The sequence below is a fragment of the Photorhabdus luminescens subsp. luminescens genome, assembly GCF_001083805.1.
Classification (GTDB): Bacteria; Pseudomonadota; Gammaproteobacteria; order Enterobacterales; family Enterobacteriaceae; genus Photorhabdus; species Photorhabdus luminescens.
This window is the reverse complement of sequence record NZ_JXSK01000004.1, coordinates 461,184-482,155: the sequence shown is the minus strand read 5'-3', so window position 1 is coordinate 482,155 and position 20,972 is coordinate 461,184. Positions and strand designations below refer to the sequence as shown.

19 protein-coding genes are annotated in these 20,972 nt (G+C 43.2%); 13 read left to right on the top strand and 6 right to left on the bottom strand.

Annotation, left to right across the window (positions count from 1 at the left end):
- The first annotated feature begins 1 nt into the window (after window position 1).
- Together tal and mog are read left to right on the top strand one after the other, a co-directional pair.
- The gene (gene tal, locus TI10_RS13065; protein WP_049583767.1) at window positions 2-955 is read left to right on the top strand and encodes a transaldolase; all 954 of its coding nucleotides are present in this window, start codon (window positions 2-4) and stop codon (window positions 953-955) included.
- Between the two features lie 90 nt (window positions 956-1,045).
- Window positions 1,046-1,621 (top strand): molybdopterin adenylyltransferase, encoded by a 576-nt coding sequence (mog, locus tag TI10_RS13060; protein ID WP_049583765.1) that lies wholly within the window; start codon window positions 1,046-1,048, stop codon window positions 1,619-1,621.
- A 112-nt stretch (window positions 1,622-1,733) separates the two neighbouring features.
- On the opposite strand, the gene TI10_RS13055 is transcribed toward mog, so the two are convergent.
- Window positions 1,734-3,365, bottom strand: a complete 1,632-nt coding sequence (locus TI10_RS13055; protein WP_049583764.1) for a sodium/sugar symporter — start codon at window positions 3,363-3,365, stop codon at window positions 1,734-1,736.
- Window positions 3,366-3,733: 368 nt separating this feature from the next.
- On the opposite strand from TI10_RS13055, the gene TI10_RS13050 reads away from it, so the two are divergent.
- Window positions 3,734-4,789, top strand: coding sequence for a UDP-glucose--hexose-1-phosphate uridylyltransferase (locus TI10_RS13050; RefSeq protein ID WP_049583763.1), 1,056 nt, complete (start codon window positions 3,734-3,736; stop codon window positions 4,787-4,789).
- A gap of 40 nt (window positions 4,790-4,829) precedes the next feature.
- Window positions 4,830-5,990: a galactokinase gene (gene galK, locus TI10_RS13045; RefSeq protein ID WP_049583819.1), complete on the top strand. Its 1,161-nt coding sequence runs from the start codon at window positions 4,830-4,832 to the stop codon at window positions 5,988-5,990.
- A gap of 62 nt (window positions 5,991-6,052) precedes the next feature.
- Here galK and satP read toward each other — a convergent pair whose 3' ends face one another.
- Entirely contained in the window at window positions 6,053-6,622 is a 570-nt protein-coding gene (satP, locus tag TI10_RS13040) for an acetate uptake transporter (RefSeq protein WP_049583762.1), read from the bottom strand.
- Window positions 6,623-6,934: 312 nt separating this feature from the next.
- On the opposite strand from satP, the gene dnaK reads away from it, so the two are divergent.
- Together dnaK and dnaJ are read left to right on the top strand one after the other, a co-directional pair.
- Window positions 6,935-8,845 carry a molecular chaperone DnaK gene (dnaK, locus tag TI10_RS13035; RefSeq protein WP_049583761.1) on the top strand — a complete coding sequence of 637 codons (1,911 nt, stop codon included), beginning with the start codon at window positions 6,935-6,937 and terminating at the stop codon, window positions 8,843-8,845.
- Between the two features lie 113 nt (window positions 8,846-8,958).
- Window positions 8,959-10,074: a molecular chaperone DnaJ gene (gene dnaJ / locus TI10_RS13030; RefSeq protein ID WP_049583760.1), complete on the top strand. Its 1,116-nt coding sequence runs from the start codon at window positions 8,959-8,961 to the stop codon at window positions 10,072-10,074.
- Window positions 10,075-10,445: 371 nt separating this feature from the next.
- Here dnaJ and TI10_RS13025 read toward each other — a convergent pair whose 3' ends face one another.
- From TI10_RS13025 to TI10_RS13015, 3 genes are read right to left on the bottom strand one after another with little or no spacing between them, the layout of a single operon-like run.
- Window positions 10,446-10,958, bottom strand: coding sequence for a hypothetical protein (locus tag TI10_RS13025; RefSeq protein ID WP_049583759.1), 513 nt, complete (start codon window positions 10,956-10,958; stop codon window positions 10,446-10,448).
- Window positions 10,955-11,317, bottom strand: a complete 363-nt coding sequence (locus TI10_RS13020; RefSeq protein WP_049583758.1) for a tlde1 domain-containing protein — start codon at window positions 11,315-11,317, stop codon at window positions 10,955-10,957. Before TI10_RS13020 ends, TI10_RS13025 begins: the two co-directional genes overlap by 4 nt.
- Window positions 11,318-11,329: 12 nt before the next feature.
- Complete coding sequence (locus tag TI10_RS13015; protein ID WP_049583757.1) at window positions 11,330-11,824, bottom strand: Hcp family type VI secretion system effector; 495 nt, start codon at window positions 11,822-11,824, stop codon at window positions 11,330-11,332.
- 420 nt (window positions 11,825-12,244) lie between these two features.
- Here TI10_RS13015 and nhaA point away from each other — a divergent pair, with 420 nt between their 5' ends.
- Both nhaA and nhaR read left to right on the top strand, forming a co-directional pair.
- Entirely contained in the window at window positions 12,245-13,411 is a 1,167-nt protein-coding gene (gene nhaA / locus TI10_RS13010) for a Na+/H+ antiporter NhaA (RefSeq protein WP_049583756.1), read from the top strand.
- Between the two features lie 209 nt (window positions 13,412-13,620).
- Window positions 13,621-14,535: a transcriptional activator NhaR gene (nhaR, locus tag TI10_RS13005; protein ID WP_049583755.1), complete on the top strand. Its 915-nt coding sequence runs from the start codon at window positions 13,621-13,623 to the stop codon at window positions 14,533-14,535.
- A 71-nt stretch (window positions 14,536-14,606) separates the two neighbouring features.
- Here nhaR and rpsT read toward each other — a convergent pair whose 3' ends face one another.
- Window positions 14,607-14,870 carry a 30S ribosomal protein S20 gene (gene rpsT / locus TI10_RS13000; RefSeq protein ID WP_049583754.1) on the bottom strand — a complete coding sequence of 88 codons (264 nt, stop codon included), beginning with the start codon at window positions 14,868-14,870 and terminating at the stop codon, window positions 14,607-14,609.
- A 350-nt stretch (window positions 14,871-15,220) separates the two neighbouring features.
- On the opposite strand from rpsT, the gene ribF reads away from it, so the two are divergent.
- From ribF to ispH, 5 genes are read left to right on the top strand one after another with little or no spacing between them, the layout of a single operon-like run.
- Window positions 15,221-16,165, top strand: coding sequence for a bifunctional riboflavin kinase/FAD synthetase (gene ribF, locus TI10_RS12995; RefSeq protein WP_049583753.1), 945 nt, complete (start codon window positions 15,221-15,223; stop codon window positions 16,163-16,165).
- 24 nt (window positions 16,166-16,189) lie between these two features.
- On the top strand, window positions 16,190-19,003 hold the full coding sequence (gene ileS, locus TI10_RS12990) for an isoleucine--tRNA ligase (RefSeq protein WP_049583751.1): 2,814 nt from the start codon (window positions 16,190-16,192) through the stop codon (window positions 19,001-19,003).
- Window positions 19,003-19,506 (top strand): signal peptidase II, encoded by a 504-nt coding sequence (gene lspA, locus TI10_RS12985; RefSeq protein WP_049583750.1) that lies wholly within the window; start codon window positions 19,003-19,005, stop codon window positions 19,504-19,506. The genes ileS and lspA overlap by 1 nt, the downstream gene beginning before the upstream one ends.
- Window positions 19,507-19,511: 5 nt before the next feature.
- On the top strand, window positions 19,512-19,982 hold the full coding sequence (fkpB, locus tag TI10_RS12980) for an FKBP-type peptidyl-prolyl cis-trans isomerase (protein ID WP_049583749.1): 471 nt from the start codon (window positions 19,512-19,514) through the stop codon (window positions 19,980-19,982).
- Window positions 19,963-20,916, top strand: a complete 954-nt coding sequence (gene ispH, locus TI10_RS12975; RefSeq protein ID WP_049583748.1) for a 4-hydroxy-3-methylbut-2-enyl diphosphate reductase — start codon at window positions 19,963-19,965, stop codon at window positions 20,914-20,916. The genes fkpB and ispH overlap by 20 nt, the downstream gene beginning before the upstream one ends.
- Window positions 20,917-20,972 lie beyond the last annotated feature (56 nt).

The following is a 20,972-nucleotide window of genomic DNA, read 5'->3' as shown; positions in this document are numbered from 1 at the left end:
AATGACCGATAAACTAACCTCCCTGCGTAAACTGACAACAGTCGTGGCAGATACCGGGGATATTGCGGCGATGAAACTTTATCAGCCACAAGATGCGACAACTAACCCATCTCTGATCCTTAACGCCGCACAGATTCCTGAATACCGTAAATTAATTGATGAAGCAATTGCGTGGGCGCGTGAACAGAGCGATTCCCACGAGCAGCAGATTATGGATGCGAGTGATAAACTGGCGGTAAATATTGGCTTGGAAATTCTCAAATTGATCCCTGGCCGTATTTCGACAGAAGTTGATGCCCGTTTGTCTTATGACACCGAACGCAGTGTTGCTAAAGCTAAACGCCTGATTAAGTTGTATAACGAGGCAGGTATCAGCAATGATCGGATTCTGATTAAATTGGCTTCAACCTGGCAGGGTATCCGCGCGGCTGAACAGTTAGAAAAAGAAGGTATTAACTGTAACCTGACACTACTGTTCTCCTTTGCTCAGGCGCGTGCTTGTGCGGAAGCCGGGGTTTATCTGATTTCGCCATTCGTTGGCCGTATTCTTGACTGGCATAAAGCGAACAGTGATCAGAAAGAGTTCGCTCCACACGAAGATCCCGGCGTCATTTCTGTGACTGAAATCTACCAATACTATAAACAACACGGCTATAACACTGTGGTTATGGGAGCAAGCTTCCGTAATGCTGGTGAGATTTTGGAATTGGCAGGTTGTGACCGTTTGACTATTGCCCCTGCGCTGTTGAAAGAGTTGTCTGAAGCTCAGGGTGAAGTTGAACGTAAACTGGGTTATTCCGGTGAAATTAAAGCGCATCCAGAGCCATTGAATGAAGCTCAGTTCTACTGGGAACATCATCAGGATGCAATGGCGACAGAAAAACTGGCGGATGGTATCCGTAAATTTGCTATTGATCAGGGCAAACTTGAGAAGATGATCGCTGATCTGTTGTAATGATAGGCTATAAACTATTCTTTTAGCTTTAAAGGCGGCATAATTGGCCGCCTTTTTGCTATTTGGTTAATTGTGTTAATTGAGGTTTGTATGAATGAATTGCGTATTGGCTTGGTATCCGTCTCTGATCGTGCATCAAGCGGTGTTTATCAGGACAAAGGGATTCCGGCATTGGAAGAGTGGCTGAAAAGTGCGATTACTACCCCTTTTCAGATAGAGACTCGTTTGATCCCGGATGAGCAGATCATCATTGAACAAACCTTGTGTGAGTTGGTGGATGAAATCGGTTGTCATCTGGTTTTGACCACTGGTGGAACGGGTCCGGCACGCCGAGATGTGACGCCTGATGCCACATTAGCGGTTGCAGACCGAGAAATGCCGGGCTATGGCGAACAGATGCGTCAGATTAGTTTGCAATTTGTTCCAACGGCAATTTTATCCCGTCAGGTTGGCGTTATCCGCAAGCAGTCTCTTATCTTGAATTTACCAGGGCAGCCAAAAGCAATCGCGGAAACGCTAGAAGGCTTGAAAGACGAAAATGGCAACGTTCTGGTATCCGGTATTTTTGCCAGCGTGCCGTATTGTATTCAATTGCTGGATGGTCCATATGTGGAAACCGATAATAAGGTAGTCGCGGCTTTTAGGCCGAAGAGTGCTCGGCGTTGAATGAATTTATCGAATTAATGGCTTCCTGAATGTGCCCACTAATAATGATTTAGTAATAAACATCGGCCTTATTATGACAGCCTCCATTAGTAGAGGCTGTTAAAGAAACTGACTACCAGAAAACAACGTACAATACAGCCAGAATGATCATAATGGCATAAGATGCAATATTAAAACTGCGGCCCGTAGCAAACATAGATGAAACTAATACAATGCCTTTAGGATCATCGTCATTAGCCGATGTACTTAAACTCGTGAATGCAATAACCACCAGCGTAAAGAGTAATGTGTAGAGCATTTGATCCATAAATGGCATCGAAAACGGCATAAATTTCAGGAATAAGGCAAAAGGTATCGATAAAACCACACCAATTATCGCGCCTTTACTGGTTGTTTTTTTCCAGAACAGACCAAGTAAAAATACGGCTAAAATACCGGGGCTGACAAGGCCGGTATATTCCTGAATATATTGGAATGCTTGGTTAATGCCGCCAAGCATTGGCGCAACAAAACAGGCGATAATCAGGGCAATAACGGCAGAAATACGGCCAACATTAACCAGTTTGTGGTCGCTTGAATCAGGTGCGATATATTCCCGATAAATGTCCATAGTGAAAATGGTGGCGGTCGAATTTAACATTGATGCTAATGATGAAACGATAGCGGCTGCTAATGCGGCAAATACGATACCTTTAAAACCGACAGGTAGAAATTGGGTTAACCACGGATAAGCTTTATCTGCGTGCGTTGCATCAGGCATGTTGTTTAGTGCGAGGTCACCTAAACCTGCCATTAATTCAGGGGATGTTGTGATCACGTAAGCGGCAATGCCCGGCACAACAACTAGGAAAGGCAGAATGAGTTTCAGAAAGGCGGCGAAAACAATTCCTTTCTGCGCTTCCTGCACTGATTTGGCAGCAAGGGTACGCTGAATAATGTATTGGTTGAAGCCCCAATAATAAAGGTTGGCAACCCATAAACCGCCAATCAGTACAGCAATACCCGGCAAGTTTATGAATTGAGGATTACTTTTATCCAGAATCATTTTAAAGTGTTCTGGCGCTGCATCAGCCATTTTTGCAAATCCGGCCATCATGCCGTCACTACCGCCAATATAGCTGATAGCGATAAATGTTGTGAGCAATCCGCCTAATATCAGGAAAAAGACTTGAATAACATCGGTCCAAACGATAGCTGAGAGGCCGCCGTAAATAGAATAAACCAAGGCAAAAATGGCAAGCCCAATAATCGAATAGATCAATGGAATATTCAGAATGGTTTCAAGTGCTAAGCCACCTAAATAAAGCACAGAGGTCAGATTGACGAAAATATAGAGTGAGATCCAGAATATTGCCAGAATGGCTTTTAAGTTTTTATTAAACCGTTGTTCCACAAATTCGGGAATAGTATAAATGCCTTTCTCAATAAAAATGGGTAAGAAATATTTACCTACGATAATTAATGTAATTGCCGCCATCCATTCATAAGAAGCTATTGCTAAACCAATGGAATAACCGGAGCCGGACATGCCAATAAATTGCTCGGCAGAAATATTTGCTGCGATCAGTGAAGCGCCTATTGTCCACCAAGGTAAAGATTTACCCGCCAGGAAGTAATCTTCAGTGCTTTTATCTGATCCTTTTTTATCTCTTGATACCCAGAGCCCCACACTGACGATAATGGCGACATAGAGCATAAATACCAATATATCTACCAAGCTTAAACCGTGTTCTATAGTGGACATGTTTCTTTTCCTGGTTAGTCTATTTGATACTGAATTGTAAACGTTACCATTTGGTGGGGATGTAATCAGAATCACAAAATTGTTATTAAATATCGTATTTGTAACTTATCTTAATTCTTAATAATTCGTTTTAATTAATAGATTAAGTAAATTTACTGTGACTTTTAACTCATGTTTGCGGAATATATCAAATATGAGCACTTTATCTTTCTTTTAGGTTTATATTTAAACTTTTTGGGTAAGCATTTGCATTTGCGTGATTGATATCTCAGATTAGCATTAATGCCCGTTGTTAAACTGTGTCCAGCCTGAGTATTAATAACGATTTTCATAATCGGTGTTGAAAAATACAAAAAGTAGAGACTGCTATGCCCAAGATTGCATTCAATCCTGTTGAACATCCCCATCGTCGTTATAATCCGCTAACCGGGCAATGGGTTTTGGTCTCTCCTCATCGGGTGAAGCGGCCGTGGCGTGGGCAGGATGAACCGTCATTGATAGACGATATCCCTAACTATGATGAGCAATGTTTTCTTTGCCCATCAAATACACGTATTTCCGGTGATAAAAATCCTGCTTATCAAGGAACCTTTGTTTTTAATAATGATTTTTCGGCTTTAATACCCGACTCACCTGATGTTCCCCAATCGTCTCACCCGTTATTTAAAATACAAGGAGTACGAGGATTAAGTCGTGTGATCTGTTTTTCTCCTGATCACAGTAAGACATTACCGGAATTGACAGTTGAACAAATTCGTCAATTGATTGATACCTGGAATGAACAACTTGAGATATTGGGTAAAGAGTATCTCTGGGTACAATTATTTGAAAATAAGGGCGAGATAATGGGGTGTTCTCAGCCTCATCCGCATGGACAAATCTGGGCAAATAGTTTTTTACCCAATGAAATTGAACGTAAAGATAAACAGCTACGTAACTATTATCAAGAAAATGGTTCTAATTTACTGATGGATTATGTTCAGGCTGAATTAGCTGATGATGAACGGATTGTGGTCGATACAACCTATTGGTTGGCAGTTGTGCCTTATTGGGCAGCATGGCCTTATGAAACCATGTTGTTACCAAAAGTTCATGTTCGTCGTATGAATGAATTAACGGATGAACAACGCGATGATTTGGCAGTTGCGCTTAAAAAGCTGACCAGTCGTTATGACAACTTATTTCATAGCTCTTTTCCCTATTCGATGGGTTGGCATTTTGCGCCGTTTTTTGAACAAGGCAGCGATATTGAACATTGGCAATTACATGCACTTTTCTATCCGCCATTATTGCGATCGGCTACTGTGCGAAAATTTATGGTGGGCTATGAAATGTTTGCTGAAACACAGCGTGATTTAACGGCAGAGCAAGCAGCTCAGTTTTTACGCGCGGTGAGTGATGTACATTATAAAGAACAACCATGATAATTATCGTGCGGCTAATATCATATTTGAGAATAAGGCGATGAAAACTTTAATTAAGCGTGTTAAAGATGTTTTTAATTCGGTATTTCATTATATGCCGACACATATTATTCAAGCGCCCGGCCGAGTGAATTTAATTGGAGAGCACACGGATTATAATGACGGCTTTGTATTGCCCTGTGCTATTAATTACCAAATTATGGTTGCTGCCGCGAAACGAGAAGATAATATTATCCGTGTTGTTTCGGTTGATTATGATAATCAGTTAGACGAATTTGATATTAGCCAATCTATTACATTTCATGAAAGTAATATGTGGGCTAATTATATTCGCGGTGTTGTAAAATGTCTGCTCAGTCGTGGGTATATATTTAACGGGGCAGATATTGTGGTAACCGGCAATGTGCCGCAAGGGGCGGGGTTGAGTTCATCGGCTGCATTGGAAACAGTTATTGGTCAAACAATTAAAAATCTTTACCACTTAGACATTAGCCAAACGGAAATTGCCTTAAATGGGCAGCAAGCTGAAAATGAATTTGTCGGTTGTCATTGTGGCATTATGGATCAATTAATTTCCGCGCAAGGTAAGAAAAATCATGCGTTATTAATTGATTGTCGTCATTTAACCACGCAAGCCGTATCTATGCCGAAAGATATTGCGGTTATGATTATTAATTCAAATAAAAAACGGGAATTGGTTGGCAGTGAATATAATATTCGTCGGGCCCAATGCGAACAAGCTGCGGCATTATTTGAGGTTAAAGCTTTGCGGGATGTGACATTAGATGAATTTGAAAAGCGTAGTTCTGAACTTGATAGTATCGTAGCTAAACGTGCACGCCATGTCATCACAGAAAATGAACGTACACTTCTGGCAGCAAAAGCGTTGGCAGAGGGAAATATGCCATTAATCGCGGAACTTATGGCGCAATCACATCAGTCAATGCGTGATGATTTTGAAATTACCGTACCTGAAATCGATACTTTGGTTGATATTGTGCAGCAAGCCATTGGTAAACAGAGGGGAGTGAGAATGACTGGTGGCGGATTTGGTGGTTGTGTGGTGGCTTTAGTTCCACAAACTTTGGTTAATGTGGTTAAGGCAGCGGTGGAACAACACTATTTTGCGTTGACGGGTTTGAAAGAGACCATTTATGTATGTCAGGCTTCGGACGGGGCAAGTCTGGTTGAAACAGGGTAGCAATATGCTCATAACGGACTGGAAGAGGGGAAAAAATTTGCCTTCTCCCAATCCACGGTTTATTACGGTTTTATCTCGCCAATGGGCAGAATAGTGCGTCCATACTGTTCATTTAGTACTTCCGCCATTGCCAAATAAAATGCGCTGGCGCCGCAAATTATCCCTTCATAACCGGCAATCGTCAGAAGAGCGGTATTGCCGGTAAAGTTACCGATGGCTAACAGAGCGAACAACAGAGTCAGGCCACCAAAGATAAACTGTAGTACGCGGTTAGTCTTGAAGGTGCCGAAGAACATAAACAGAGTGAACACCCCCCACAGGCCAAGATATACCGCTAAATATTGGCTGCTGGTGGCTTCTGCCAGTCCCATTTTGGGTAGAAATAATAACCCGATTAGACTGAGCCAAAAGAATCCATAAGAGGTGAAAGCGGTTGCGGCAAAGGTATTGCCTTTCTTATATTCAAAAAGTCCGGCCAGTACTTGGGCCAGGCCGCCGTAGAAAATGCCCATACTCAGGACAACGGATGCCAGCGGAAAGAAACCGGCGTTATGCAGATTAAGCAGAATGGTTGTCATGCCGAAGCCCATCAAACCTAAGGGGCCGGGATTAGCCAATTGATTAGCGCTCATAAGTCCTCTGAAAGAAAATCGCAAAAGTCATAAATAGCAAAGGTGGCGAATCATAATGATCTGTCAGTAAGGAAACAATGACCTTTGAAATAATAAAAAGGTTTTTTTTTCTCATCCCCCCTTGATGATGGTTTTAACGGCCCCATCTTATAATCAACCGCAGTTGCTAATGGCTGTCTTATACAGCCGGTGTATAAAGCAAAGGTGAGGAATCTCGTAGAGGCATAAAAATGGGTGCCATTGAAAAGCAGAGAGTTATCCTCATATTGATTAGCAACTTGACTGATTACGAATTTCTTTGGAGGCGTTTAGATGGGTAAAATTATTGGTATCGACCTGGGAACTACCAACTCTTGTGTAGCTATTATGGATGGCACGACAGCTCGTGTGCTGGAAAACAGCGAAGGTGATCGCACCACCCCTTCCATCATTGCTTATACCCAGGATGGTGAAACTCTGGTTGGTCAACCGGCTAAACGTCAGGCTGTTACTAACCCGCAAAATACGTTGTTTGCTATTAAGCGTCTGATTGGACGTCGTTTCCAAGACGAAGAAGCGCAACGCGACGTAGCTATCATGCCATATAAAATTATTGCGGCAGATAATGGCGACGCATGGCTGGAAGTGAAAGACCAGAAAATGGCTCCTCCTCAGGTTTCTGCTGAAGTTTTGAAGAAAATGAAGAAAACAGCGGAAGATTATCTGGGTGAGCCAGTGACTGAAGCGGTAATTACCGTTCCTGCCTATTTTAACGATGCTCAGCGTCAGGCAACCAAAGATGCGGGCCGTATCGCAGGTCTGGAAGTAAAACGTATTATCAACGAACCAACGGCTGCTGCGCTGGCTTATGGTTTGGACAGAGAAGTGGGTAACCGTACTATCGCGGTTTATGACCTCGGTGGTGGTACTTTCGATATCTCTATTATCGAAATTGATGAAGTTGACGGCGAAAAAACCTATGAAGTGCTGGCAACCAACGGTGATACTCACTTGGGCGGCGAAGACTTCGATAGCCGTATGATCAACTATCTGGTTGACGAATTTAAGAAAGATCAGGGCATTGATCTGCGTAACGACCCACTGGCAATGCAACGTCTGAAAGAAGCGGCGGAAAAAGCGAAAATTGAGCTCTCTTCTGCACAGCAGACCGATGTTAACCTGCCATATATCACCGCAGATGCAACTGGTCCTAAGCACATGAACATCAAAGTGACCCGTGCGAAACTGGAATCATTGGTAGAAGATCTGGTTAAACGTTCTATGGAGCCTGTACGCGTTGCATTGCAAGATGCTGGCCTGTCAGTTTCTGATGTGAACGATGTTATTCTGGTGGGTGGTCAGACCCGTATGCCGATGGTACAGAAAGTGGTTGCTGACTTCTTCGGTAAAGAGCCGCGTAAAGACGTAAACCCTGACGAAGCGGTAGCAATGGGTGCGGCGGTACAGGGCGGTGTTTTGGCCGGTGATGTGAAAGATGTCCTGTTGCTGGATGTCACGCCACTGTCTCTGGGTATCGAAACAATGGGTGGCGTAATGACTTCCCTCATTGTGAAAAACACCACTATCCCAACCAAACACAGCCAGGTGTTCTCTACGGCAGAGGACAATCAGTCTGCGGTAACTATTCATGTATTGCAGGGTGAGCGTAAACGTGCCGGCGATAACAAATCTCTGGGCCAGTTCAATTTGGATGGTATTCAGCCATCACCTCGTGGCATGCCTCAGATTGAAGTGACTTTTGATATTGATGCCGACGGTATTTTGCACGTATCTGCTAAAGACAAAAACACGGGTCGCGAACAGCAGATCACCATTAAGGCTTCTTCCGGTCTGAATGAGGAAGAAATTCAGCGGATGGTTCGTGATGCAGAAGCTAACGCTGAATCTGATCGTAAATTTGAAGAGTTGGTACAAACGCGTAACCAAGCGGATCAACTGGTTCACGGTACTCGTAAGCAAGTAGAAGAAGCGGGCGACAAGCTGCCGGCAGAAGATAAAACTGCGATTGAAAGTGCTGTTGCTCAGCTAGAAACTGCGGCGAAAGGCGAAGATAAAGCGGATATTGAAGCGAAAATTCAGGCTTTGGTTCAGGCTTCCGCTAAGCTGTTGGAAATTGCTCAGCAGCAGGCTCAGGCTGGCGCAACCGCAGACGCTGGCGACAGCGCGAAGAAAGATGACGACGTTGTAGACGCTGAATTCGAAGAAGTTAAAGATAAAAAATAATAGCCCTTAGCGGGCGCGGTGACAGTTAGATGATGACAACTGTTGCTGATTAACCGGCACGGGCGTTGAGGGAACTCTGCGCCCGTGCGCGCATGTTAAGGGTAAAATAAGAGATGGCGAAAAGAGATTATTACGAGGTTTTGGGGGTTTCCAAAACAGCGAACGAAAAAGAGATTAAAAAAGCCTATAAGCGGCTGGCGATGAAATATCATCCTGATCGTAATCAGGGAGATAAAGAGGCAGAAAGCCAATTTAAAGAAGTTAAAGAAGCTTATGAAATTCTGACGGATGACCAGAAACGGGCTGCTTATGACCAATATGGTCATGCTGCTTTTGAACAAGGCGGCATGGGCGGCGGCGGTGCTGATTTTAGCGATATCTTTGGTGACGTTTTCGGTGATATCTTCGGTGGTCGTCGTCAGCAGCGTCCAAGCCGTGGTGCTGATTTGCGTTACAGCATGGAGTTGACGCTGGAAGAAGCGGTTCGTGGTGTGACCAAAGAGATCCGCATCCCGACACTGGAAACTTGTGATACCTGTCATGGTAGCGGCGCTAAAGCAGGCACCAGCCCTGTAACCTGCTCAACCTGTCAAGGTGCTGGTCAGGTTCATATGCGTCAGGGGTTCTTCACTGTTCAGCAACCTTGTCCACACTGTCATGGCCGTGGTCAGATCATTAAAGATTCTTGCCATAAATGTCATGGTCATGGGCGAGTCGAAAGATACAAAACCCTGTCTGTTAAAATCCCAGCGGGTGTGGATACTGGCGACCGCATTCGTTTGAGTGGCGAGGGTGAAGCAGGAGCTAAAGGCGCTCCCGCAGGTGATCTGTATGTTCAGGTACAGGTGAAATCGCACCATATTTTTGAGCGTCAAGAAAGTAATCTCTATTGTGAGGTGCCAGTTAACTTTGCAATGGCGGCACTGGGCGGAGAAATCGAAGTACCCACCCTCGATGGCCGTGTGAAACTGAAAATACCTGCTGAAACTCAGACCGGTAAAATGTTCCGCATGAAAGGCAAAGGTGTTAAATCGGTCCGTGGTGGTGTTCAGGGTGATTTACTGTGCCGGGTAGTGGTAGAAACGCCAGTTAAATTGAATGAAAGACAGAAAGAATTACTGCGTGAATTGGGTGAATCTTTCGGTGGTACTGGCGAAGAAACAAATAGTCCACGGTCTAAAAGTTTCTTCGATGGCGTAAAGAAATTTTTTGATGATTTGACCAAGTAACAGTTGATATCTATATATAGCTGGATTGTTAAATAAAGTTCAAATTATAGGTAAAAAAGTCCTCGTTATTAAATGAGGACTTTTTGTTTGAGAAAATTATAGGCATCATCTTATTTCGGTGTCACTGATGGGTGATAAGTATACAATAAGTTATTAGTCCAATAGATTCCGTTGTAAACACGATAGGTATATTCTTTCTGATGTATCTCTCTATTTTTTGCTTGGCATTTTTAGTAGTTTCTTAGTAGCGTGTATATCCACCTTATTAATAGAGAGGAATATCACTCAATAATGCCGACTAAAAGAAAAAGTGTTATTGGATGTAGTTGGTTATTAAGCCATTTTAATTTCTAATTTTGATAATCTATATATTAAGGATATTCATGGTATATTTTTGTTTTATTATTTTTAAATTCATCCATTGTTGAGTCTAAAATAGATAAACATTTATCTCCTTCTGGTGTGATCTTTTTAAGAGCTGCATGAGTCCGTTGGTAATAATTGTAAATGGCATTTTTTGATTGATCAAAAGGTAATGTGCATACAATGTCTGAGCCAATCATATAAGGATATTGGTTTCTATCAATTATGTTTAGGATATGTAGTGTTTCTTTTGTGTTTGTTGTCAAAGCATTAGATAATGAATCTTCTAGCATAGCTGCATATTTTGGGCCAGCTCCTACGGCTAATAGTGGTACTAGACTTAGCCATGAAGAGTCACCTGATGATATACCGTTTATAACACTGTTTTTCCAATCTTCTTTACTTATTTCTAGGATAGCTTTATGTACCCCGATTTCATTTACTGATTTCAACAATAACGGTGGCGTTATTGTTGCATTAGAGAAAAATGGGAATAGAGTCAATAGTAGCAAAATTTTCATTTAACTACCTCTAGATCCCTATCTCCTGAGCGAATAATACTCCATCTAGTATTTGGACCTAGTATAATGCATCCTTCGGAGGCCCAACCTCTAGGACCATGTATTCGTTCTCCGTGGATTCTGAACGCATCACGGCCAAACATCTCGTTAGATGAGTCAGGTTTTAATACTATTGTCATTGGTCCTTTTGATGAATTGAAACTATCAATGCGATATTTGCCCCGTGGGATTGGGCCTAATCCTTTCACCTGTTGCCTGTCAGGGTTGTTTTTGTTCGTCATTCGGCCAGAATAGCCAGTCTCAACCAATTCACCATTGTGGTACATTTCGCCAGTGCTTTGATGATATGTCCAAGCCATATTTAGTACTCTTTAATAAGTTGTTACTCGTTCATTCCAGCTATCTGAATGGGTAATGTTGCCATCTTTGTAGGTCCAAGTTATTTTTTCATAACGTAATTCGATATATTCAAGGGAGTTATGCCGTTTGCCGTGAGCTGATTTAATGTCATGCATCAGAGGAACTACGGCTACAACTTTCACATTTTCAAGCTGGGTAATGAAATACTCAATTTCCTGCCCGGCGTCATTAATTCGGTAAGATTTAAATTTGGCTTCTTTAAGGGTTTGCCCTGTACTCAAAGCCTTATAGATATAAGGTGAAGATGAGTCCACTTCTTTATCAAAACAAAATGTACCGTGTATACGAGTACCCGTCAGTTTTCCTGTATTGTCATCAGTAGGTATATATACATCATGATTGAATCCAGTAACTTCAATGCTACCTTCTCGGCCTGTAACATCGACAGAACCTTTGATGTCTGAACCGCCATCATCTTTTAGCCAAAGATAAACAGGTATTGCCATATTTAATAATCTCTTTTCTTGATAATTTGGTTTCTAATGCCATGTATATACAGCACGTTACTATATGGTTTTGATATCTTCAATATTATTGATCTTAAATATTGAGTTATTTAGAGTAAAAAATTGTAAATTTATCTATATATTTTATTGTTTGGTGGCTGTGCTATTTTTTCTAGGCCGGATTTTCTGGGTTGGTTCTATTATTTTGTCTTGAATTATCTTTCATCCTTGTTTCGTGAAATTATCAATCTCAATAAGCAGTTAATTAGCTCTCTTCCTCCAATTGATAATCTATTTTATTGAGATGTAGATCATCAATAGATCGGTTATAGCGAATTATTCTGGTTATAAAATCGATTTTTTTCGAAACCATAGCTAGAGTACCATTTTAAGTCCGATCAGTTTCAGAGGTAAATCATCGTGACCGCAATTATTCGTCAATTCCTGAAATTAGAAGCGGCTGGAGGGCTCCTTCTTATCATTGCTGCCATTATTGCGCTGATAATGGCAAACTCACCACTACAGGATATTTACCAGCAATTTCTTAATCTTTCGGTGGTAGTACAATTCGCAGCACTGGAGATCAATAAGCCCTTGTTGCTGTGGATTAATGACGGCTTAATGGCGGTCTTCTTTTTGATTGTTGGTCTGGAAGTCAAACGGGAACTGCTGGAAGGCTCTTTGGCAGGGCGTGATAAGGCGGTATTTCCGGTGATTGCGGCGATAGGTGGTATGGTCGCTCCGGCACTGATATATCTGCTATTTAATGGCAATGATGAGTTTACCCGTCAGGGATGGGCTATTCCTGCGGCAACCGATATTGCTTTTGCCCTAGGTGTGATGGCGTTATTGTCTAAGCGAGTACCAACAGAACTCAAGGTTTTCTTGTTGGCGTTAGCGATTATTGATGATCTGGGCGTTATCGTGATCATCGCTCTGTTTTATACCAAAACTGTTTCTCTTGTGGCGCTTGGATTGTCAGCCGCGATGATTGCTTTGCTGGTTTGGATGAATTGGCGTGGTGTCGAAAAAATATCGGCTTATCTGGTTGTTGGCGCTATCCTTTGGGTTTGTATCCTGAAATCGGGTGTTCATGCAACACTGGCCGGCGTTATCATTGGTTTTCTCATTCCTCTACGTGGTCAGAATGGTGATTCACCATCTGAATCGCTCGAGCATGGTTTGCATCCTTGGGTGGCGTATCTTATTTTGCCGTTATTTGCCTTTGCCAATGCAGGTGTGGTCCTAAATGGCGTTACGTTAAATAGTTTGACCGATATGTTACCTCTAGGTATTGCTGCGGCTCTATTTCTTGGTAAGCCATTGGGAATTTTTCTGTTTAGCTATATTTCTATTAAGATCGGATTTGCTAAATTGCCGCAGCGGATTAATCTTAAACAGATATTTGCGGTTTCCGTTCTTTGTGGAATCGGTTTTACTATGTCTATCTTTATTTCAGGATTGGCTTTTGAAGGGGGAGATGAATCTTTCAGTATCTATTCTCGTCTTGGCATTCTGATGGGTTCAACCATTGCTGCATTTGTGGGTTATGGCTTGTTACGAATGGTCTTACCAAAGAAAAAGTGATGGCAGAGCTGTGGTAAATTCATTAATTTAGCCGGTAGTTTCAGAAAGAATTTCCGAACTGACTCTCATTTTTGTACTCGCGGTACGATATTAAAATGGTATCGCGGATATTTTATGTAGTGAAAAACAGGAAATCGCCGTAAAGCGGTAAATTAGAGATGTATGGCTAGGTAGTCTGTTAGACGAAAGCGATACATAAGGAAAAATATATGCGGGTGTCACATCTGAATTTTAATCATCTCTATTATTTCTGGCATGTTTGCAAGGAAGGATCTGTGGTTGGGGCGGCAGAAGCGCTTTATCTAACGCCTCAGACGATCACCGGACAGATAAAGGCGCTGGAAGAGCGTCTGGGAGGAAAGCTGTTCAAACGTCAAGGCCGGGGTTTAGTTCCGTCCGAGCTAGGGCAACTTATTTTCCGCTATGCGGATAAGATGTTTATGCTAAGCCAGGAGATGTTAGATATCGTTAACTATAGCCGTGAATCTAATCTTTTATTTGATGTTGGTGTTGCTGATGCACTGTCCAAACGTCTGGTTAGCCAGGTATTGAAAACGGCGGTTGTGGAACATGAACAGATCCATCTACGTTGTTTTGAATCAACCCATGAATTGCTATTGGAGCAACTCAGCCAGCACAAACTCGATATGATATTGTCTGATTGCCCGGTGGATTCTTCCCAACAGGAAGGGTTGTTCTCGGTAAAACTGGGTGAATGTAATGTAAGTTTTTTCTGCCGACAGCCTATCCCGGAAAAACCTTTCCCGGAATGTTTGGAGGAACGTCGCTTATTGGTTCCAGGGCGCCGCTCTATGTTGGGGCGTAAATTGTTGACTTGGATACGTAATAAAAATCTTCAAGTTGAAGTATTAGGTGAGTTTGATGATGCCGCGTTAATGAAAGCGTTTGGTATGTACCATAATGCGATTTTTGTGGCGCCATCTTTGTATACCAATGATATTTTTGCGGATAATGATATTGCCGAAATTGGTCGGTTGGATGCCGTGCAGGAAGAGTATTATGTGATTTTTGCTGAACGAATGATTCAACACCCGGCTGTTCAAAGGGTATGTAATAAAGATTTTTCTGCGTTGTTTAATGTGCCGCCTAAGAAGCGTGCTTAAAAAATAATTGATAATAACTGCAAACACAAAAAAACCGGCGCAGGCCGGTTTTTCAGTAATCTAAACGCAAATTATTGCATTGCGTTGATTTGAGCCGCCAGATTAGATTTATGACGTGCTGCTTTGTTTTTGTGGATCAGACCTTTACAGGCGTGACGATCGACAATAGGTTGCATGTCATTAAATGCTTTCTGTGCAGTTTCTTTATCGCCAGTAGCGATAGCAGCATATACCTTCTTGATGAAGGTACGCACCATAGAACGACGGCTAGCGTTGTGCTGACGACGTTTTTCAGACTGTATGGCGCGTTTCTTAGCTGATTTGATATTAGCCAAGGTCCAACTCCCAAATATATTCTATCGAGGACAATTCAAAGGCCGAGGAATATGCCTGTTCAACCTTCTTTTGTCAATGGATTTGTGCAAATAAGCGCCGTTGTACCGCGGCAACTTGTTTCGTTGTGATGGCGCAGGATTTTATCAGCTTACTTAGCGGGAATACAGTCTTTCACAATAAAAATCTCATTGAATAGTCCAGATAGAAATAAAATGAATATTTTTCGGGATTCCTGCGCGTTTTTGTTGTATGAATCAGGGTTATTGATTTAAATCATCTTATGATGGTGGGTTAACCTTGAGCTTTGTACAAGGTATAATTTGGTAATTTCCAGGGTATTGGGCCAGCTATGGAGCTAATTCGCGGTATACGTAATATCCGGGCATGTCACCGCGGTTGCGTGTTGACGATTGGTAATTTTGATGGCGTCCACAGAGGCCATCAGGCACTACTGAGGCACTTAAAACACGAAGGGCAGCGTCTGGGATTACCAGTAATGGTCATGATTTTTGAGCCACAACCCTTGGAGTTTTTTGCTAAGGGTAATGCTCCCGCGCGTTTGACGAGATTAAGGGATAAAGCCAAATATCTCGCCCAATGTGGAGTGGATTATTTATTATGCGTGAAATTTGACAGGAATTTTGCGGCAAATACGCCAGAAGCTTTTGTTTCACGGTTGCTGGTGGAAAAATTGGGTGTTAAGTTTCTCGCCGTAGGAGACGACTTTCGTTTTGGTCAAGCTCGCAGTGGTGATTTTGCCTTTTTACAGCGAGCCGGTGAAACATACGGCTTTGACGTGACCAATAGTGAAAGTTTTTGTGATAATGGTTTGCGGATCAGCAGTACAGCTATCCGTCAAGCATTGCAAAATGATGATTTGGCATTAGCCGAAACATTATTAGGGCATCCATATAGCATTTGCGGCCGGGTCGTTCATGGTAAACGACTAGGGAGCACTATTGGTTTTCCAACAGCTAACTTGCCGTTAAAACGATTAGTGGTTCCTGTACAAGGCGTTTATGTTGTTGAAGTTTATGGTTTAGGAGACAAGCCCTTACCGGGTGTTGCCAATATTGGTACGCGCCCAACAGTTTCTGGTCAGGGTCAACAACTTGAAGTACATCTAATTGATGCCCAAATGGATCTCTATGGGCATTATATTGATGTGGTGTTACGCAAAAAATTGCGTAATGAGCAGCGGTTTGCTTCCCTTGATGCACTCAAGCAGCAAATTGCTAATGATTTGGTCGCTGCGAGGGAATTTCTTAAACAGCGGCCTGTGTCATGTATCTAGCGGAAAATTGGAATTGAGAATCGAATGAGTGACTATAAAAACACCCTGAATCTGCCAGAAACAGGGTTTCCAATGCGTGGAGATTTAGCAAAGCGCGAACCAGATATGTTAAAACGTTGGTACAAAGATGAGTTGTATCAGGTAATTCGTAAAGCAAAAGCCGGCAAAAAAACATTTATTCTGCATGACGGCCCTCCTTATGCGAATGGCAGTATTCATATTGGTCACTCAGTCAATAAAATTCTCAAAGATATTATTATTAAATCCAAAGGGATGGCGGGATATGACTCGCCATATATTCCTGGTTGGGATTGCCACGGTTTACCTATTGAGCTTAAGGTTGAGCAGATTATTGGTAAACCTGGGGAAAAATTTTCCGCCGCTGAATTTCGTGCTGAGTGCCGCAAATATGCCAAAGAGCAGATTGAAGGTCAGAAGAAAGATTTTATTCGTCTGGGCATATTAGGTGACTGGGAACGTCCATATCTGACGATGGACTTTAAGACCGAAGCCAATATTATTCGCGCATTGAGCCGTATTATCGCTAATGGTCATTTATTGAAAGGCGCCAAGCCTGTTCACTGGTGTACCGATTGCCGTTCATCATTGGCCGAAGCGGAAGTTGAGTATTACGACAAAACTTCGCCATCGATTGATGTGCGTTTTAAGGCGGTCGATGTAGCAGCGGTTTGTGCGAAATTTGGTGTACAAGCACCAGATCAGCCAGTCTCTCTGGTGATCTGGACAACCACGCCGTGGACATTGCCGGCTAACCGGGCCATCGCTTTGCATGCTGAATTTAACTATCAATTAGTACAGATTGAGGGCGAATGTCTGATCCTGGCTGCTGATTTGGTAGAAAGCGTGATGCAGCGCGCGGGTATAACTTCGTGGATGGTATTAGGGAGTTGTGCGGGTGCGGCATTGGAGCTGTTGCGCTTTAAACATCCATTTATGGGTTTTGATTCACCGGTTGTATTGGGTGATCATGTGACTCTGGATGCGGGTACCGGTGCTGTGCATACGGCCCCAGGTCACGGCCCGGACGATTTTGTTCTCGGTCAGAAATATGGTTTGGAAGTTGCAAACCCGGTTGGCCCGAATGGTTGCTATCTGCCCGGTACTTATCCTGCTCTGGATGGCATATTTGTCTTTAAGGCGAATGATGTTGTGCTGAATATCCTGAGTGAAAACAATGCATTGTTGCATTTGGAAAAATTACAGCATAGTTATCCCTGCTGCTGGCGCCATAAGACGCCTATCATTTTCCGTGCCACGCCGCAGTGGTTTGTCAGCATGGATCAAAATGGTCTGCGTAAACAATCGTTGCAAGAGATCAAAGGGGTTCAGTGGATTCCGGGTTGGGGTCAGGCCCGTATTGAGGCAATGGTTGAAAACCGCCCTGACTGGTGTATTTCACGTCAACGTACTTGGGGCACGCCGATGTCTCTTTTTGTCCATAAAGAGACAGAAGAGCTTCATCCACGTACCATCGAATTGATGGAAGAAGTGGCAAAACGTGTTGAAGTTGACGGTATTCAGGCGTGGTGGGATCTGGAGCCAGCCGAACTGCTAGGTGATGACGCAGCTAACTATGTCAAAATTTTTGATACGTTGGATGTCTGGTTCGATTCGGGATCAACTCACGCATCGGTGGTTGATGCCCGCCCTGAATTCCAGGGTAACGCTGCGGATATCTATCTTGAAGGTTCAGATCAGCACCGTGGCTGGTTTATGTCTTCCCTGATGATCTCAACGGCAATAAAAGGTAAAGCGCCTTATCGTCAGGTGTTAACGCATGGTTTCACTGTGGATGGTCAGGGCCGTAAGATGTCTAAATCTATCGGTAATACCGTCAGTCCGCAGGATGTCATGGATAAATTAGGGGCAGATATTCTGCGTCTATGGGTTGCTTCTACCGATTACACCGGTGAAATTGCGGTATCCGATGAGATCCTAAAACGCTCTGCTGATGCATATCGTCGTATCCGTAACACGGCGCGTTTCCTGTTGGCAAACCTGACTGGTTTCGATCCTGAACAACATAGGGTTGAACCAGAAGAGATGGCGGTGCTGGATCGTTGGGCTGTAGGGCGTGCTCAGGCAGCGCAGGCAGACATTGCCAAATGTTACGATGAATATGATTTTCACACTGTTGTTCAGCGTATGATGCAATTCTGCTCCGTGGAGATGGGATCGTTCTATCTCGATATCATTAAAGACCGTCAGTACACCGCTAAGAGCGATAGTCTGGCTCGTCGTAGTTGTCAGACTGCGTTGTATCATATTGCGGAAGCGTTGGTTCGTTGGATGGCGCCTATCCTCTCCTTTACTGCCGATGAAGTTTGGAATGAGTTGCCTGGCAAACGTGCTCAATATGTATTTACCGAAGAGTGGTATGACGGTTTGTTTGGTCTGGCCGCGGGCGAGCAAATGAATGATGCTTTCTGGGCTGATTTGCTGGCAGTGCGTGGTGAAGTTAACAAAGTGCTGGAGCAGGCACGTGCAGACAAACATATTCGTAGTTCACTGGAAGCCGCGGTGACGCTGTACGCCGATACTGAATTGGCGGACAAACTGAATAGCCTCAGAGATGAATTGCGTTTCGTTCTGCTAACATCTCAGGTTGTTGTTGCAGATTATGAGCAGGCTGGTGAAGATGCGCAGCAAAGCGAAATTGGTAGCCTGAAAATTGCTTTCCGTAAAGCGGATGGCGAAAAATGCCCTCGTTGCTGGCATTACGCTAAAGATGTGGGATTGGTGGCGGAACATGCAGAACTTTGTGGCCGCTGTGTAACTAATGTTGCCGGTAACGGCGAAGAGCGTAAGTTTGCCTGATGAATAAACCCATTTGCTCCACCGGCCTTCGCTGGCTTTGGTTAGTTGTTGTGGTATTGATTCTGGATCTGGGTAGTAAACAGCTAGTGTTACAACACTTTCATCTGTATGAATCCGTTCCATTGATACCTTATTTTAATCTGACTTATGCCCAGAATTTTGGGGCGGCTTTCAGTTTCCTTGCAGAGAAAGACGGCTGGCAGCGTTGGTTCTTTGCATTCATTGCTGTTGCTATTTCAGTTGTGTTGACGGTGATGATGTATCGTGCCAGTGCACAGAAGAAACTGAGTAATATCGCTTATGCCCTGATTATTGGTGGAGCATTGGGTAATCTGTTTGACCGGTTGGTTCATGGTTTTGTCATCGATTTTATTGATTTTTACGTCGGTGATTGGCACTTTCCAACTTTTAATATCGCCGATATGGCGATATGCATCGGGGCTGGATTGGTTATCATTGATAGCTTTTTAAGCCCGGATGAAAAGACAATCAAAGTGGGATAAGTAATATGTCAAACCAGGTGCAGGCGGATAGTGCAGTTTTACTGCATTTTACTTTAAAACTGCAAGACGGCTCTACTGCCGACTCCACTTACACTCAGGGCAAACCTGCATTATTTCGTTTAGGTGATGGAACCCTTTCCTCACCTTTGGAACAGCAGCTTACTGGGCTAAAAGAGGGAGATAAACATAGTTTTACTCTGGCTGGTGAAGCTGTATTTGGTAAACCAAATCCTGATCTGATCCAATATTTTACTCCGCGTGATTTTGCTGAAACCGGTATTCCTGAAATCGGCACTATAATGTTATTTACGGCGATGAATGGCAGTGAAATGCCGGGTGTAGTCAAAGCCGTAACAGAAGAGTCTGTAACGGTTGATTTCAATCACCCGTTAGCTGAACAGAACGTCACGTTTGAAATTGAAGTGTTGGAAATTGATCCACAATTGGAGGAAAACCATGCAGATATTGCTGGCTAACCCTCGCGGTTTTTGTGCCGGTGTTGACCGAGCTATCAGTATCGTAGAACGCGCACTGGAATTATATGGCGCGCCAATCTATGTTCGTCATGAAGTTGTGCATAACCGTTATGTTGTAGACAACCTGCGCAAGCGGGGGGCTATCTTTATTGAAGAAATTTCAGAAGTACCGGATGACGCGATTCTGATTTTTTCGGCGCATGGTGTTTCACAGGCTATCCGAGCGGAAGCGCGTTCTCGCAATTTGACCATGTTGTTCGATGCGACTTGTCCGTTAGTGACGAAAGTCCATATGGAGGTCGCAAGAGCCAGTCGCAAGGGTAAAGAAGCTATTCTGATTGGTCATGCCGGCCATCCCGAAGTTGAAGGAACAATGGGCCAGTACAACAATGTGGAAGGTGGCATGTATCTGGTTGAATCCCCTAAAGATGTATGGAACTTGAAAGTCAAAGATGAAGATAACCTGTGTTTTATGACACAAACTACGTTATCTGTTGATGATACTTCAGAAGTGATTGATGCGCTTAATGCGCGATTCCCGAACATCGTCGGTCCCCGTAAAGATGATATTTGCTATGCGACGACTAACCGTCAGGAAGCGGTACGAGATTTGGCGTCTGATGCTGATGTTGTCTTGGTTGTGGGATCGAAGAATTCATCTAACTCAAATCGTCTTGCTGAGTTAGCTCAGCGAGTTGGTAAGCCTGCTTATCTGATAGATTCTGCTGAGGATATTAAAGAAGAGTGGATTACCGGCACCTCTCTGGTTGGTGTAACCGCTGGCGCTTCTGCGCCAGATATTTTAGTTCAGCAAGTTATTGAACGCTTGAAAAATTTTGGGGCTGATTCCGTTAGGGAATTACATGGCCGCGAAGAAAATATTGTGTTTGAAGTGCCGAAAGAGTTACGAGTTGAAGTCAAAGAAATTCGCTAAATAATCACGATAAGTAAGAATAAAGTAGTGTGTATAATCTTTATTTAAAGTATTCA